A 16,136-nucleotide genomic window follows, 5' to 3' on the forward strand; every position below is an offset into this window, starting at 1 on the left:
TGCACGCGTTCGCGTGCACTGCCGACAGGGGCCCCGACTCCTCACACGAGCAGGAGCGTCTTACCGATCGTGCTCCTGGATTCCATGGCGGCATGGGCGTCGGCCGCACGCTCCAGCGGGAATGTCCGTCCGATCACCGGCCGCAGCCGGCCGGCAACGGCCTCCTCAAGTGCGGTGGCCGCCAGCTCGCGCTGGTTCCCGAGCGCCCCCATCAGCTGCCGCAAGCCGATGACGGTGACGCCCCGGGCAGCGAGCGCCCTAGTGTCGGTGAACACGCCTCCGGCCGCACCGGTCAGTACGAATCGCCCGCCGGCATCAACCAGCGAGGCCGCCGCTGTGCCGGTCTCGCCACCCACGCAGTCGAACACCACGTCGACGCCAACGCCGCCCGTCAGCGTGCGGACCCGCTCGGTCCAGTCGGGCCGCGCATAGGTCACCGCCTGCGCACCCGCGTCCCGCACGGCCTGCAGCTTGGCCTCGCTGCCCACGGCACCGATCACCTTCGCGCCGGCGGTGAGAGCGAGTTGCACCAACAGTCCGCCCAGGCCGCCGGCCGCCGCCTCGACCAGTACCCACTCGTCCGGCTTCGGAGCGCCCAGCCCGGAGATGGCCAGCGCGGCCGAGCCGTCGGTGAGCAACGCCACCGCATCGGCGGTGGACAGCTCCGCCGGGATCGGGATCGTTTGGTGAGCGGCGACCACCGCCTTCTCCGCGTAGCCCCCCGTGCCGTTGGTATGGCCGATCACTCGCCGACCGAGCAGGCCCGGGTCGGTGTGCGGGCCGACCGCTGTGATCACGCCGCCGATGCCGGTGCCGGGCACGTAGGGCGGGGTGGGCGACTGCATGGGGAGGGGAGGGCGTCCGGCCCGGATCTGGGTTTCGATGAACACCACGTTCACAGCTTCGACGTCGACCAAGACCTGTCCCTGGCCGGGCTTCGGATCAGGGGCCTCACCGGCCACCAGCACTGACGGATCTCCGAATTCGGTCAACCAGATGGTTCGCATGGGCGGTCGGAGCACGGCGTCCTCGCGGGTCCGTTGCCCCGTCCTCCTTTCATATTCGTGTGGGTGTGAGTGTTGTGCGGTCGGCGGACGACATTGCCTCGTCGGCCGTATCGAGCACGGCCACCGTCTGTGGACTCGGACACCTCGTCCCACGAGGACGGTTCGCTCCGGCCGGTTGCCGGGGCCGCACCAACGGCCCGGATCGCCAGGTGCCGGACGCGGCCATTGGCTGCCGCTGCCTGAACGGCGCCGCGGTGTCGCGCGTGGTGAGCACGGTGCGGCTGTCTGCCGGTGGCTGCCGCGCATCGAGGTGGTCCAGAAGGAGTGAGGGTGGGGCCTCGGGTAACTCTCCGAAGATCCAGTGCGTGACGCCCTCGATCTCGGCGACCTCCCAGTCCGGCCGGTCGGCGGGGTAGTAGTTGGGGCTCTGCGCACCGGGCCCGGGTAGACGCAACCCGTACTCCTCGGTATGGCTCGCAGGGATCTTCCCCTCATACGGACACCCCGCAGCATCTCGGCTTCCTTCGCCAGGAGCCAGCTTTCCGTGCCAGGGTCGCGCCAGTCATCGCTGCGCTGACGTTGCGGGTGCAGAGGGGTCGTCCACCAGGCGTCGGCACCACCCCAGTCGTCCCCGACGAGGTCGAAGCCGTCCCACCCGAGCCTGTCGGCTGTGGCCAACACATCCGACGTCAGCTCGCTCACCCGCTTAGGCGGAGGGCTCCTGCGGCCCCACCCCGGCGGAGTAGCTCCGCAGGTCAGGCACGACGGCACGAAGCCCCCGCTTGCCAAGCGCGGCGACATGGCAGGACCGGCCAGCCGCAGGACCCGCGGCGATCGCATCGAAACTGCCCACGGAGGTGGGGATGGTCAGAGTCCGGGGCATCGCGCGCCTTTCGGGCCAGGAGAGCGCTATGTCGATTCGAGTACGGCGTACCCGATACATTCGTACCAGATACATTCGTACTCGGTCCAGCCCCGAAGCACACAGGCCCGACCAGGCCAACACGGACCACAGGAGGTACACCGTCGTGCTGCCCTTCCAATCCGCTCACGCCAGAAGCGAACCACCGAGCAAAAAGCCACAAGCTAAAGATCTGCACGCCCTTGGGCCGCAAATCTCATCACAGAAAACCGCACCTCTAACGTGCCGAGAGGTGGTGCGGCCAGCGCTGCGTGCCCGGTGGCTCCACCGCGCGCAGGGCATGTCGTTCAAAGTGATCGCACGGCATCTGGGCACCGCACGGAATACGTACGGCGGGCTGTGGCCACCGATGACCCTCCGAAGCGAAGTCTTTAGCTAGCCCGCATTCGTCAACTGCGTCCGACTGTCGGTGCAGAGCGTCGATCACCGTTTCCGCAGGCCAGGCGTCTACGCCGAGCCGTCAGGCGGCATCCGCCCAAAGAATGTTCACTAGCCTCGGGCTTTCACGAGGCGGCCTGTCCGAGTCTTGATCACGAACGCGAGAAGTGCTCCTGACCTGGAACGATAGGACTTGTCGAGGGTCCAGATCGTGCCGTGGAAAGACGCACTTCTCAGGTGAAGAAGCGTATCGGGTCGTACCCGCGTGTCCGCGTCGAGGGCAGCGGTCGTGGAGTGGTCTCGCAGGCCGGGGCCTGCTGGTGGAAACGGTCCGCAAGACGGGCCTGGATACCGCGATATCTGCGGCTCTGGCGCCCTGGCGCAAGCTGCGGGCGGTGCACGATCCCGGCAAGATCCTGCTGGATGTGGCGCTCGCGGTCGCCCTCGGTGGTGACTGCCTGGCCGACGTCGGCATGCTGCGGGCCGAGCCGGCCGGGTTCGGGCCGGTGGCCTCGGACCCGACAGTCTCCCGGCTGGTCGACACACTCGCGGCGGGCGGCCAACGCGCCCTGAACGCGATTCGCAGTGCCCGCTCTCAAGTACGCGAACATGTATGGAAGTTGGCCGGCACGTCGGCGCCTGATGCAACCGGTTGTGTGACCGTGGACCTGGACGGCGTTTTGGTGATCGCGCGCTCCGACAAGGAGGACGCGACTGCGACCTGGAAGAAGACCTTCGGCCATCACCCGCTGCTGGGCTTCGTCGACCACGGGACGGGCGGGTCCGGCGAGCCGGTGGCCGGTCTGCTCAGGCCCGGAAACGTCGGCAGCAACACCGCCGCCGATCACATCACGGCCACCCAGCTGGCCCTGGCCCAGCTGCCCAAGTCCTATCGGCGCGGGCGCCGGACGCTGATCCGCACCGACTCCGCGGGTGGCACCCACGAGTTCGTGGCCTGGCTCGCGAAACGCGGACGGTGGCTGTCGTATTCGGTCGGCATGACCATCACCGACGCAATTCACCAGGCCGTACTCACGGTGCCGCTCACCGCATGGACACCGGCCGTCGAGCCCCGTGGGGAGATCCGCGACGGGGCCTGGGTCGCCGAACTCACCGGCGGCATGCTCGACGGCTGGCCGAAGGGCATGCGGCTGATCGTCCGGAAGGAACGACCGCACCCCGGCGCCCAGTTGAGGATCGCGGATGCCGACGGCATGCGGATCACGTGCTTCGCCACCAACACCACCGGCCGCCCCATCGCAGAGCTCGAACTCCGCCACCGCCTGCGGGCACGGGCCGAGGATCGCGTCCGGGCTGCCCGCGCGACCGGCCTGCGGAACCTGCCCCTGCACGACACCGCGCAGAACAGGGTCTGGCTGGAGATCGTCCAGATCGCACTCGACCTGCTGGCCTGGATGCCGATGCTTGCACTGAACGACCAGGCCCGGCTCTGGGAGCCCCGCCGCCTGCGGCTCCGCCTGTTCAGCCCGGCCGGCCAGCTCGTCACCACCGGCCGCCGCCGGATCCTCCGCCTCGCTCACCACTGGCCCTGGACCCATGTCGTCACCACCGCCCTCGGACAGCTCGACCATCTACCCAACCCAGTCTGACCAGTAGTTTTTCCGTCCCTGCGAGCAGCACCACGTCTCCGGAGCAGTGGAACTCCGCGCCCACCCGACACGTCAGTCGGGCCACCGGCCTGCCCGCCAATAGCCACGGAACGCGAAACGGTCCGCCGACTACGTCGGCAGACCGTCACGAAAGATCGAGGCTAGAGGACCGGGTTCCAGGCGTCGGTGCCGAAGAGGTACCGCTGGGGCGTGTACTCGCGGGCCTCGAGGTCGGTCATTTGCGGTGCGTTGGAGCCGACGCCGGCTCCGGGACCGGAGTTGCGGTACTCCTTGAACCGGGCCTGCGACCAGGAGTAATCGGGCATCATGTCGGTCCAGGGATGGGTCTCGGTCACCACCGAGGCCACCTGCGTGTCACGGACCACCGCCTGGGGCCAGGCGTCCGGCCCGTTGTGCCACGGCCGGCCGAGGTACGTCGTCCTTGCCGACGCCGTGGAGTTGATGGAGCTGTCGGCGATGAGGATGCCGTACTTCTTGCTCTTGTCGGTGTTCGGCGCCAGTACTGTGCCGCCGGGCCATGCAAGGACCTGGATGTTGGATCGGTGGATCACTGCGGTGGCGTTACCGAAGATGAAGTCCACATCGCCCCGGATGAAGCACTGGTGGAAGTACTGCCGGGCCTGGGTGGTGGGTGTCTCCGACTTCACGAGCAGGGTGTCCTGATGGCTCAGCATCGAGACGTTGTCGAATACCTGCCGGTCCCCCATGGCGGCGACCGCGACGGCCTGGGTCTCGAACGGGCTGATCTCCGGGTGGGCGTCACGCTCGAACGTGTTGCTGATCGTGATGTTCCTGACCGTGAGGTTGGGCGCCCTGAAGGTGGCCACGGCGCTGCCCTGCGTGCCGAATTTCGCTCCGGTCGCGGGGTCGATCATCCCGTGGCATCGGGTGTTGTGGATGACGACGTACAGGGGGAGGCTGGCGACGCCCTGAAGCGTCAGCCATGGCTTGTTCTTCGGGACACTGATGACCTCGTGGTAGACGCCCTTGTCGATGAGGATGGTGTGCGGCGTGCCGTCGGCGGGCACAGCGTCGATCGCGGCCTGCACAGTGGAATGGTCGCCGATGCCATCCTGTGAGACGTACAGGAGACCGTCCTCGATGTGCTTGCCTCTGGTGTTGATGTTCGAATGGTGGGCCATCAAGAGGTAACGCGATGCGACAGCCAGGGTTCCGATGACGATGCCGGCGACCTCAACGGGGGCGGCGAAGACGGTGGCGCCCCCGATGAAGGCCGTCAGGAACGCCGTGCTGAGTCTGCCCCAGTTGTTGTGGAACGCGATGTCCGCCACAGTGAGGCCGTACGCCACGCCACTGGCGAACCGCCGCACGGTGTCAAGCGCTTGCTGTCGGAACCGGGAGGCTTCGGCGAGCCCCACGATGATCTGGAGGATAGCCTGCGCTCCCTCCCTGGCAGCGACGTTGGCGCCGTCCTGGAGCCGCAGGACGGCTGTGTTAAAGCTGGCAGGGGACAGTTGCATGCCGTCGCGGCTGGCACCCTGTCGTGCCAGAGCGTCGTATCCGGCGAGGTCCTGGTACCGGGTGTTCGTCTGGCTGCCCGGGTCGTTACGGTCGATGGTTCCGGCGGGCCGGCCCAGGGGTATGTCTGCCTGGCCGTTCCGCAGTCCGGGCTCCAGTGTGAAGAAGTCGCCCCACGTCACGTCGCCGCCTCCGGTCTCGACGCCCTGGAACCAGCCCACGACGTAGGAGTCCGACCGGCGCATGAACACCCGGATGAACTCGGACCTGTCCTCGGCGTGCAGGTCGACCCGGATGTGCTCACCGGTCGCGCCGAGGGCGGTGACGTCGACCGGGGCAGCGCCGTCGACGGGGATCCTGCCGCTTCTGATCGCTGCCCTGATGCCGTTGATGAGGCCGGCATAGCCGTCCTTCGCTTCAGACGGCTCACTGCTGATGCGCCAGGTGACGTGCGCACCGGTCGCGGCGCTGGCGCGAGGGGCGGCGGCGACTACCGCGCCGCCGGCCAGCATGGTGCCGGCCGCCACAGCGATGGCACTGGCGAGAAATGACCTGCGGGCGAGTTGACCCTGCTGCTCGGTCGTCACTTGAGCTCCTTGTTGTTCTGAGCGCCCCATGGCATGGACTGCGATGTGCGGCGGATATCGATCTTGACGCCGGCCTACATGCCGGTTCGGTCACCCACGCACTGCTGGCGAGCCTTGGCCGACTGACGCTTTCGGCTGCCGTACGTGACCGGGCATGGAGACGGCGGCCGACATCGGTCGGGCTCGTTCCGTCAGGTTCCGGTCGCCGGCTGCCGTCGGCGTGCGGCAGGTGGGGGTGCACTCCTGATCGTGGCTTCGAGGCCCGCGACGGCGGAGGACATCCCCTTGTCGTGCGTCATGCAGCAAGGTTCGCTGCGGGGGCTGCCCCGTGGCCATGGGTACTTCCACGAGGCGGGCCCCGACCCCGGGTCCGGGTATTTCTACGAGGTTGTCCTACGGGTCGACGCCTGGTTCGCTGTCCACCAGGACGCGATCCGGGCGCGGGAGCCGAAGCCGAGCTTGGCCAGCATGTTCTCGACGTGGCCGTCGACCGTGCGCGGGGAGCGTCGGAGGACGGAGGCGATCTGGCGGTTGCTCATGCCCTTGGCCACCAGCGCGGCCACTTCCCGCTCCCGGGGGGTCAGCGGGCTCACTGCGGGGGCCGGGTTGGTCGGCTCGGGCTCGGGGCGCAGGGCGTGGGCGATGGCGTCGTCGGGGCCGCGGTGGCGCCCGCCTTCCGCGAGGGCCTTCTCGTACGCCGCCGGACCCAGAGCACGTACGACGGCTTCCTCGCACCGGGCGTGCTGCTCGGCCATGTGCGGGCCGAAGGTCGAGATGGGGGTGCCGGTGTCCCGCCACAGGACGCGCGCGGCACCCAGTAGGCGCGCCGCTTCCTCCCGATCGCCGTGCGCGGCGGTTGTCCAGGCGAGCTGCTCCAGCATCAACGCCACTCTGAGGTAGTCGTTGAAGCCCTGCTCCTTCGCCAGTGCGGTGCGCAGCAGAGCCTTGGCCTCCTTGTGGTCGCCGCGTATCCAGGCGTCGTATCCGAGCGTCCACAGCGCGTGCGCGTGGGCCAGCCGCTCACCGTGCGCTTCGGCGAGGGCGACGGCCTGCCGGCAGGTCTCGGTGGTGCGCGGATCCCCGAGGTGCGACTGGGCGGTGGCCAGCTGAATCAGCGCGTAGACCGCCCCGATGACCTCGCCTGTCCTTAGGTGAGCGGCCGCCGCTTCCTCCAGTAGGACCACGGCTTCCTCCAGCCGGCCGCCGAACAAGGCCAATGTGCCCCGCAGTCCGTGGACGTGGGCGCGCACCACCCGTTCGTCCAGCCGCTCGCCCAGCTCCGCGGCCTCGTCCAACCGCTGGTAGGCCGCAGCGTGATCGCGCTGCAGCACCGCCACCCAGGCGGCGACCCACAGCGCCCTGGCCCGGGCGGGGCTGGGTTCGGGCGCGGCGGCGAGTGCGTGGTCGAGCCGACGGCGTCCCTCACCGAGGAATCCGCCCTCGCACCAGTGCAGGCGCAGTGCTGCGGCCAGCGCCAGGGTGGCCTGCGGGTCGGCGCCCTGGTCCAGTGCCGCGCGCAGATTGGCGTGCTCGGCACGCAGCAGGGCCAGGCTTTTCAGTTGGCCGGAGCCGTGCCAGCCGTCGGCGGTACGCTCGGCGAGGTCAAGGTAGAAGGCATGGTGCCGTTGCCGTATCAGCCCTTCCTCGTCGGACTCGGCGAGCCGCTCCCTCCCGTACTGGCGAATGGTCGCCAGCAGCCGGTAGCGCGGCAGACCGTCGCGCTCGCAGGGCAGGACGACGGACTGCACGACCAGCCGGTCGAGGAGATCGAGTATCTCGTCGCGGCCGAGGCCGTCACCCGCACACACACCCTCGGCCGCGTCCAGGTCGAAGTCGTCGGCGAAGACGGACAGCCGGTTCCACAGCAGCCGCTCGGCGGGGGTGCACAGCTCGTGGCTCCAGTCGATCAGCGCGCGTAGCGTCCGCTGGTGCGGCCGGGCGACCCGGCTGCGACTCGCGAGCAGCCCGAAGCGGTTCTCCAGCCGGGTCGTCGCCTCGTGGACGGTCAGAGTCCGTAGCCGGGACGCGGCCAGCTCAATGGCCAGCGGCAGCCCGTCCAGGCCCTCGCACAGCCGGAAGACGTCAGCGCGGTTGCCGTCGGTCACCTGGAACTCCGGGCACACGGCGGCGGCCCGGTCCCGCAGGAGTTCCACCGCGTCATCCGGCGCCAGCGGAGAAACGGCGAAGACCTGCTCGCCGTAGATTCCCAGCGCCCGGCGACTCGTCGCCAACACACGCAGGTCAGGGGAGGCCGACAGCAGCGCCTGCGCCAGCTCGGCACAGGCGTCGACGAGGTGCTCGCAGTTGTCGAGGACGATCAGCGGAGCACGGTGGGCCAGAAAGACGGCGAGTTGGTCGATGACCGGCCGGGTGCCCAGGTCTGACACCCCCAGCGCGGCGCCCACGGCGTTCGTCGTCAGTGACGGGTCCCGCACCGGTGCCAGATCCACCAGCCACACGCCGTCCGCGAAGTCCGTCGCCGACGCGGCGGCCACCTCCATCGCCAGCCGTGTCTTGCCCACCCCGCCCACGCCTGTGAGCGTCAGCATCCGCGTCGTCCCCACATGTCGGTGCACTTCGGCAAGGTCCCGGCCCCTGCCCACGAACGTGGTCAGCGCCGCAGGCAGATTCCCCACCTTGGATGTCTGGATGGTCACGTGCTTCTCGCCTTCAACGGCTCGCAGTCGTCGCGGACAAGGACGCCTGTCCGCGGTGGCAGCACGCTTCGTTGCGGCGGTCGGGGCGCGGTCCTGTCGCCGTACCCCAACCACCGCACCACCCCCGCGACCGGCATACAGCTGTCATCAGCGCATGTCGGGGGTACGGCATTCGGAGCAACGACAGGGACGCAGTCGCCCTTATGTCACTGAACAGTATCCATGGGCCCATAGGCCCTGGTCCCGGCTGTGACTGAGGTCTCGCATCCAGCTGGAAGCGTGCTTCTCAGTCCCTGGTCCCGCGAGCGAGAAGCCTTCCTCCGGCTCACGGACCAGCCTCCTGCAGCCTTGGGCGCCGTCCGTACCGAGCGAAACTCGGACTCCGTCGGATATGGCGTCGTCCCGGCAACCCTGCCCGGCTCCTGAATCGCCGTTCTGGACAGACCCTGGAGTTGTGTTCTCGGGCACGCCGTCGCTCTCCATAGGCATCGGACGTTTCCCGGGCGAACACGATGCGTGTCCGCGTAGGTACATGTGGCTGCCATCCTGCCTTCCGTGCCTGTTGCCGGGCCCTCCGGCGAATGCGCCGACGGCATAAAATGGTCGTGTTGTTCATCAGCCTTTTTGCGGTTCCGCGCCGCGCTTCGAGCGGTGTCACGGGCGCGGACATGGTGACCGAGGGGCCTGTCAGACCGTCGTGCTGCCGCCAGGGACGCACGCGATGCGGTCACGCGGAGACGAGAACGGAGTGCGAGGAAGTGGCTGGCCCAACCGATCTCAGTACAGTTCAGGGCAACCTGCCAGGGGCCCTCACCACATTCGTGGGTCGGCGGCGCGAGGTCGCCGAGATCCGGCGGCTCCTCAGCGAGGCGAGGCTGGTCACACTCACCGGTGTCGGAGGCGTGGGCAAGACCCGGTTGGCCCTGGAGGCCGCGTTCGCCGCCCGAACGGGATTCGCTGACGGGGTGTGGCTGGCCGACCTGGCCTCGGTACCGGACCCCTCGGAGGTTGCGGGCACGGTCGCGATGGCGCTCGGGGGCCTGGATCTGGGTATCAGGCCTGTCGCCGATCATCTGTCGAGCTATCTTTCCGGTCGCCAGGTGCTGCTTGTGCTGGACAACTGTGAGCACGTGATCGACGCCTGCGCCGGCCTCGTGCAGTCGCTGCTGTCGAGCGCTCCCGGACTGCGCATTCTGGCGACGAGCCGCCACATGCTGGCCATCCCGGCCGAGCGTCTGGTCACGGTTCACCCGTTGCCGCAGACCGATGCGGTGGATCTGTTGCGGGATCGCGCCGCAGCCGTGGGGCCGAAGTTCCAGGTCACCGACAGGAATTGGTCGGCTTGCGCCCGGCTCTGCCGGGAGCTGGACGGGCTTCCGCTGGCCATCGAGCTGGCAGCGGCACGGCTGCGGACACTCACCGTGGAGCAGGTGGCCGACCGGCTGGAGGACCGGTTCGGCTTGCTCACGAGCGGCAACCGGCTGGGGCCGCCGCGCCAGCGCAGCCTGAGGGCCATGATCGACTACAGCTACGAACTGTGTGGCCCGGCCGAACAACTGCTGTGGCACCGGCTGTCGGTGTTCTCCGGCAGTTTCAGCCTCGACGCGGCCGAGGGCGTGTGCTCCGGTGATGGTATGGCCCCGAGCGACGTGATGGACCTGCTGGACCGGTTGGTCAACCAGTCGATCGTGCTCGCCACGGACAAGCAAGGGCGCCATGCCCGCTACCAACTCCTGGAGGCCATACGCGAGTACGGGCGGGAACGTCTGGCCGAGTCCGGGGAAGAGCAGCTGCTGCGCCGACGGCACCGCGACTTCTTTCTCGCCCTCGCTCAGCACATCGACGGCGACTGGTGCGGGCCGCGGCAGGCGGAGAACATGGCCCGGCTGCGGGCGGAACACGGTAACCTTCGGTCCGCGCTGAGGTACCGTGCCGACCCGCGGGCCACGTTGGCACTGGCCGCCGCGCTGCGCTTCCACTGGGTCCTGGGCGGATTGCTGGGTGAGGGACGCCGTCAGCTGGAGCACGCACTCACCGCCGCGCCCGAGCCGACCCCGGCCCGAGCCGACGGCTTGATTTGCGGCGCCTGGGTAGCACTTTGCCAAGGCGATCACGCCGTCACCGAACGGTGGCTCACCGAGGCAGAGAAGCTGGGGGACGATCTGGGCCTGCCGTCGGTGAAGGCCTGGGCGGAAACACTGCGCGCCTCTCTGGCGACAAGGCAGGAACGCTGGGCGGAGGCCAGGGCCCTGGCCGAGGCTGCGCTGCCTGCTCAAAGAGCTCTGCAAGACGGGCCCGGGGAGATATATGCGCTATTGGTGCTGGGCCTCCTCCGCATCCTCCTGCGAGATCCTCGCGCCACGCAGACCTGCCAGGAAACACTCGCCGCCGCGGAAGCCCACGGCGACCTGATGGGCCGTGGGTACGCGCTGTGGTTGCTGGGCTGGGACGCCTGGGTACGGGGTGACCTGGAGGCCGGCACGAGGTTCGCCCGGTCGAGCCTCGACACGGGTCGAGGCTTCCACGACTACTTGGGCACGGCACAGGAGCTGGAACTGCTCGCGTGCCTCAGTGCCGACGGTGGACACCACAATCGGGCGGCCCGGTTGCTCGGGGCCGCAACCGCCGTGTTGCGCGAACTGGGAACCGAGATCGCCGCCGTCAACCCCTATGCAGCCCGGAGTCGCAGGGAATGCGAGAAAGCGGTTGTACGGGCCCTGGGGCCGCAAGCCTACGGGGCCGCGTTCGACGAAGGCGCACGCCACAGCACCCCGGCCCAGGCGATCGACTACGGACTGGGGTCCGACGACACCGGGACCGGCGTCGACACCGCCCCCGACACGGCCACCAACCCGTTGACCCACCGAGAGAACCAAGTGGCCGCTCTGGTGGCACAGGGCAAGAGCAACCAGCAGATCGCCTCCGCACTCGCACTCTCTCCACGCACGGCGGAGTTCCACATCAAGAACATCCTGGCCAAGCTCGCCTTCGGATCCCGGGCCCAGATCGCCGCCTGGTGGACAGGCAACCACTCGTCCGCCTCGTAGGCAGGACCTCCATCCACTACGGCGAAGCCCGGCCCCGCCAGCGCCAAGTGTTCGCTGCCCGCGCGCCTCACCCGGCGCCAGCCGCTTTCCCGCATGCTGCCGTCGCCCCGGGTGTGCAGCCTGGTCACTTGCGCTGTGCCAGGAGCCGCTCATCGGTGCATCCGGGCGGTCAAGCGGTGGTGGCCGGACACGGTCGGCGCCAGGAGCAGGCCGCCGTTCCTGCGACCGGTACGGGAACGCTCAGCACCGCGCCCGAGGCCGCGGTCGGGTTCTTCACCCCGTACCGGGCCGTGGTGACGAACAGCCGGTTGTCACCAGGGTGCAGACACACCGAGGTGGGGTGAGGGGCGGGCACGGTCAGGGTGTGGAGCAGACGGTCGTCCGGGTGGTACCGGCGGACCGCGCCGACGCCCCACATCGCCACCCAGAGACAGCCCTCGTCGTCGACGGTCATTCCGTCGGGGCTGCCTTCGCCGGCACGCAGTCGGGCGAAGGTCTCCGGACTGCCGGCGAGGTCGCCCGAGAGCGGAGTGATCCGGCAGCGCAGGATGGTGCCGACCGCCGTGTCGGCGAGGTACATGGTCGTGCCGTCGGCGGTGAAGGCCGAGCCGTTGGCGATGGTCAGGCCGTCGAGGGCGCGCACCACCGTGCCGTCGGGGTCCGTTCGGTAGAGCGAGCCCGCGCCGGGGGTGCCGTCGTAGGCCATGCTGCCGGCCCAGAAGCGGCCGGCGGGGTCCGCGACGCCGTCGTTCATACGGCTGGGGAGCGGGGTGCGGTCCTCGGGGCGGTCCAGCCATTGCAGTGCGCCGTCGGCGGTGAGCAGCGCGATGCCGGTGCCCGCGGCGGCGATCCACGCCCCGGGCCGGTCCCCCACCGGCGCGACGGCGCCCAACGGCACGTCCAGTCGGGCCAGTTGGCGCGGCGTCGCCGGCTCGGTGCCGTCGGGGAGTTCGAAGAGCCGGCCGCTGAGGAGGTCGACGTACACGTACCGGCCGTCGACCCAGCGGCCGCCCTCGGCGAGTTCGTACGCGCCGTCCACGACGACCGCCGTCGGCGCTGATGCAGATATCATGATCAGTTCTCCGGGTCAGCGAATGGTCGTGCCGTCGGGCTCGTCGAACAGGCCGAGTTCGTCCCGCGTCGGCAGGCCCTCCCAGTCACCCCGGGTGGCGACGGCGAAGGCCGCGGTGGTGACCGCCCGGTGCAGCCGGCCGGGGATGTCCGCGCCGTCCAGGAGTCCGGAGAGGTATCCGGCCACGAAGGCGTCGCCCGCGCCGACCAGGTCGACGGCGTCAACCTCTCGCGCGGCACGGTCGGTTGCGCCGTCGGCGGTGAAGACCGTCGCACCGTGGGCGCCCCGCTTGACGATCACCTCGGAGACGCCTGCCGCCAGCACGCCGTGCACGGCCTCGGACTCGCCCGCACCGGGCGCTTCGTGCACCAACGGCAGCTCGTCCTCGGAGGCGATGAGCAGGTCCGTATGGTCCAGGACCGGTCGCAGTGCGGTGCGGGCGCGCTCTGACGTCCACAGCCGGGAGCGGTGGTTGACGTCGAGACATACGGTGACACCGCTCTCGCGGGCGGCCCTGGCGGCGGCCAGGACCGCCTCGGCCGCCGACGGACCGAGCGCCGGCGTGATGCCGGTCAGATGCAGCACGCGGGCCCCGGAGGCCAACGCGAGCAGTACGTCGTCCGGTGCGACTGCCGAACCCGCGGAACCCTCCCGGTAGTAACTGACTCGGGTCAGCGTTCCCAGACGAGGTTCGGTCAGCAGCAGCCCGGTGGGCCGGCTGGTGTCGTCGGTGACCGCGAAGTCGGTGTCGACACCCTCGGCCCGCAGCGTGCGCAGGACCAGCGCGCCGAGTTCGTCCGCACCGACGCGGCCGGCCCAGCGCACCCGGTGGCCGAGCCGGGCGAGGCCGATCGCGACATTCGACTCGGCTCCGGCTACGGACAGGCCGAGGCTGCCGCCCAGCCGCAGCGCGCCGTGGGCCCGGAGCGCCGCCATCGTCTCGCCGAAGGTCACCACTTCCGGTGATGTCACGGCCTCTCCCCCGCAACCGTCTTGCGGAACTCGGCCGCGCGGGCGCGCAGTTGCTCCAGGTCGCCGCCGTCGGCCGCGTCCCCGACGAGCGGTGAGCCGACGCCGACGGCGAGAGCGCCCCGGTCGAGGTAGTCACGGGCGGCCTGCGCGTCCACTCCGCCGACGGGCACGAAGGGCACCTCGGGGAACGGGTCGCGCAGAGCCTTCAGATAGCCGGGACCGCCGAGGGAGCCGGGAAAGAGCTTGATCGCGTCGGCGCCGCGCGCGAGGGCGGCTTCGATCTCGGTCGGTGTCAGGGCTCCCATCAGCACGGGTACGCCGCAGGGCTCCAGTCCCTCGACCAGGGCCGGGGTGACGAGGAAGGAGGCGCCCGCGTCGACGGCGCGGGCGGCGTCCTCGGCCAAGCGCACGGTGCCGGCGCCGAGCAGCGCGTCGGAGCCGAGTTCGGTTCGCGCCTGCCGGATCACGGTCGGGCGTCGGCGGTGGTCAGCGAGACCTCGACGGCCGCGATGCCCTCCCCCGAGAGGGTCCGTACGGTGCTCAGGGCCGCAGCGGGATCCTTGCCGCGGACGATCGCCAACAGGCGGTGGGCGCCGAGCGATTCCACCAGGTTCAGCGGCCCGCTCGGCCAGACAACCCGCGGATGATCAGCCGTGCCGCTGGCTGCGACGGGATCTCTCCCAACCCGGACGACCACACGCTAACCCCCGCGGAGGTCGCTGGCATCCGCCAGACATTGCACCGCGCCGGCCTGACGACCAACCGGTCCTTCGACATCGCCATGCGCGGCAACGCCAGTCCTGCATAGCAGGAAGACAAAAACGTGGACCTCAAGGGACTCGCCGAGGCCCGCACCACCTGACGGCTGGAGTCCCTGATCCGCTTCGCCCAGCTGGAACTGTCGATGGAGGTCACCGACGCCTGTCCGCCTCGCGGGTAAGCGGCGTCGACGACCGCGTGTAGCACCCGATCCCCGGTTAGCCAAACCGGGGATCATCCGCACCATTGATAGTCCACCGCCACGTCCTGACCACCACGTCGAGAGGCAGCGCCACGACGACAACCCACAACCACACGCTCCGCCGGACCAACCACTTGGAGGAGAAGCCGCTACGCCGCGGCGTAGCTGAGGCGGAACAGGTCCTGGGCGCGCTCCAGGTCCCGCTCCGTACGCAACTGCACCTCAAGGTCGCCCGTGCCGTGGTGGCCGAGCCGCGTCACGTCGCGGGTGAACCCGGGAACGAGGTCGACCCCCTTCGGATCCGCCTTGAGATAGACGAGCAGCTTGGACTTCTGCGGCGGACAGACGCAGGCGAAATTCCGCAGCCGCTGGTAGGCACAGTAGGTCTGGCGCGGGACCCGGGTGATGCCGTCCCCGAGGCCGAGCAGGATCTCGTCGACCGCCGCGGCCATGTCCGTCATCGCGCCGTCTCGCCTTCGGGCACTCGGCACTGCGGACGCCCGTCGACGGGCCGTCCTGGAGGCAGCCGCGCGTCCGGTGACGGAGGCCACGGTCTCAAGGCCAAAGTACTCAGTGCCGAAAAAGCGGTAGCGGACCAGGTCGATGCTGCGCCGGTGCTCGCGTACGGCGTGCACGTCGTAACGGGTGAAGTCGCCAGCCACGCAGATCAGCCTGGGCGCTCTCCACAGCACCTGGGCCGCGGCCGCGACCCCGAGCCGGTCGCGAACCAAGTGCTGGTACTCGCTCCGGTGGTCCATCAGCCAGCTCAAATAGTAGAGCCCCTGATGGATCACCCCTGCGTCGGTGCCGCGCTTGTACTCAACGATCACCGGTGCCCCGTTCTCGTCGATCCCCAGCGAGTCGATCCGGCCGCCGTGGACCGGACCGGTGCTGTACTCGGTCGCCAGGAAGCGGACATCGAGCAGTGCCTCCATGTTGGCCTCGACGAGACTCTGCACATCCGCCTCGGCATCAGCAAGGCGAGGCATGACCTCCGTCACGCCGCCTTTCATTTTGTAGAGCTTCAGGTCCGGCACTGTCCCTCCCGTGCAGCCAGTGTGGCGAACGGTCAACAACAAGGGCTGACGAGTTTATTTCCGGCTATTCCACAGCCTGGTCCCAGGCATCCCCGGGACACTTCAAACGAGGCAGATCCGTAGGACATTTCCGAGTGGCGGGACATGCGCGGGACCGCGGGACTGACTTTCCGTCGCTGGCTTGCACATCGATATCAACCTCAGTGCGCGATGCGGGGTCACATCACTCACGTCACTTGCTGTTTTGACCAATGTCCGTACCGCTGTGCAGCCCACCAACCCGCCACACGCATCAGAGCCACATTTTCGCGGCAGTTTCAAATACCACCGACTGCGCATAAGCAGCGCCGTCATATAGAACTGGAGAATCCGATATGCAGGGGCAG

General features: G+C 69.2%; 7 protein-coding genes and 2 pseudogenes. 2 read left to right on the forward strand and 7 right to left on the reverse strand.

Translation table 11 applies throughout. The features are described 5' to 3' along the window. Nucleotides 1-41: 41 nt before the first annotated feature. On the reverse strand, nt 42-1,007 hold the full coding sequence (locus K1J60_RS09135) for a zinc-binding dehydrogenase (protein ID WP_220645759.1): 966 nt from the start codon (nt 1,005-1,007) through the stop codon (nt 42-44). 1,537 nt (nt 1,008-2,544) lie between these two features. On the opposite strand from K1J60_RS09135, the pseudogene K1J60_RS09140 reads away from it, so the two are divergent. Continuing rightward, nucleotides 2,545-3,917, forward strand: a pseudogene (locus tag K1J60_RS09140) (IS1380 family transposase). Nucleotides 3,918-4,078: 161 nt separating this feature from the next. On the opposite strand, the gene K1J60_RS09145 reads toward K1J60_RS09140, so the two are convergent. Then, nucleotides 4,079-6,004 (reverse strand): pectinesterase family protein, encoded by a 1,926-nt coding sequence (locus tag K1J60_RS09145; RefSeq protein WP_220645760.1) that lies wholly within the window; start codon nt 6,002-6,004, stop codon nt 4,079-4,081. Nucleotides 6,005-6,384: 380 nt separating this feature from the next. Next, the gene (locus tag K1J60_RS09150) at nt 6,385-8,661 is read right to left on the reverse strand and encodes an ATP-binding protein (protein WP_259407637.1); all 2,277 of its coding nucleotides are present in this window, start codon (nt 8,659-8,661) and stop codon (nt 6,385-6,387) included. Between the two features lie 758 nt (nt 8,662-9,419). On the opposite strand from K1J60_RS09150, the gene K1J60_RS09155 reads away from it, so the two are divergent. Beyond that, nucleotides 9,420-11,708, forward strand: a complete 2,289-nt coding sequence (locus K1J60_RS09155; protein WP_259407638.1) for an ATP-binding protein — start codon at nt 9,420-9,422, stop codon at nt 11,706-11,708. A 169-nt stretch (nt 11,709-11,877) separates the two neighbouring features. Here K1J60_RS09155 and K1J60_RS09160 read toward each other — a convergent pair whose 3' ends face one another. The 4 genes and pseudogenes from K1J60_RS09160 to K1J60_RS09175 all read right to left on the reverse strand — a co-directional run bounded on the left by K1J60_RS09160 (nt 11,878) and on the right by K1J60_RS09175 (nt 15,750). Continuing rightward, nucleotides 11,878-12,780: an SMP-30/gluconolactonase/LRE family protein gene (locus K1J60_RS09160; protein WP_220645761.1), complete on the reverse strand. Its 903-nt coding sequence runs from the start codon at nt 12,778-12,780 to the stop codon at nt 11,878-11,880. 15 nt (nt 12,781-12,795) lie between these two features. Continuing rightward, nucleotides 12,796-13,716 carry a sugar kinase gene (locus K1J60_RS09165; protein ID WP_259408248.1) on the reverse strand — a complete coding sequence of 307 codons (921 nt, stop codon included), beginning with the start codon at nt 13,714-13,716 and terminating at the stop codon, nt 12,796-12,798. A 32-nt stretch (nt 13,717-13,748) separates the two neighbouring features. Beyond that, nucleotides 13,749-14,368: pseudogene (locus K1J60_RS09170) on the reverse strand (bifunctional 4-hydroxy-2-oxoglutarate aldolase/2-dehydro-3-deoxy-phosphogluconate aldolase). A 494-nt stretch (nt 14,369-14,862) separates the two neighbouring features. Beyond that, the gene (locus tag K1J60_RS09175) at nt 14,863-15,750 is read right to left on the reverse strand and encodes a DUF5655 domain-containing protein (RefSeq protein WP_259407639.1); all 888 of its coding nucleotides are present in this window, start codon (nt 15,748-15,750) and stop codon (nt 14,863-14,865) included. Between the last annotated feature and the right edge of the window lie 386 nt (nt 15,751-16,136).

The organism is Streptomyces akebiae (assembly GCF_019599145.1).
Classification (GTDB): Bacteria; Actinomycetota; Actinomycetes; order Streptomycetales; family Streptomycetaceae; genus Streptomyces; species Streptomyces akebiae.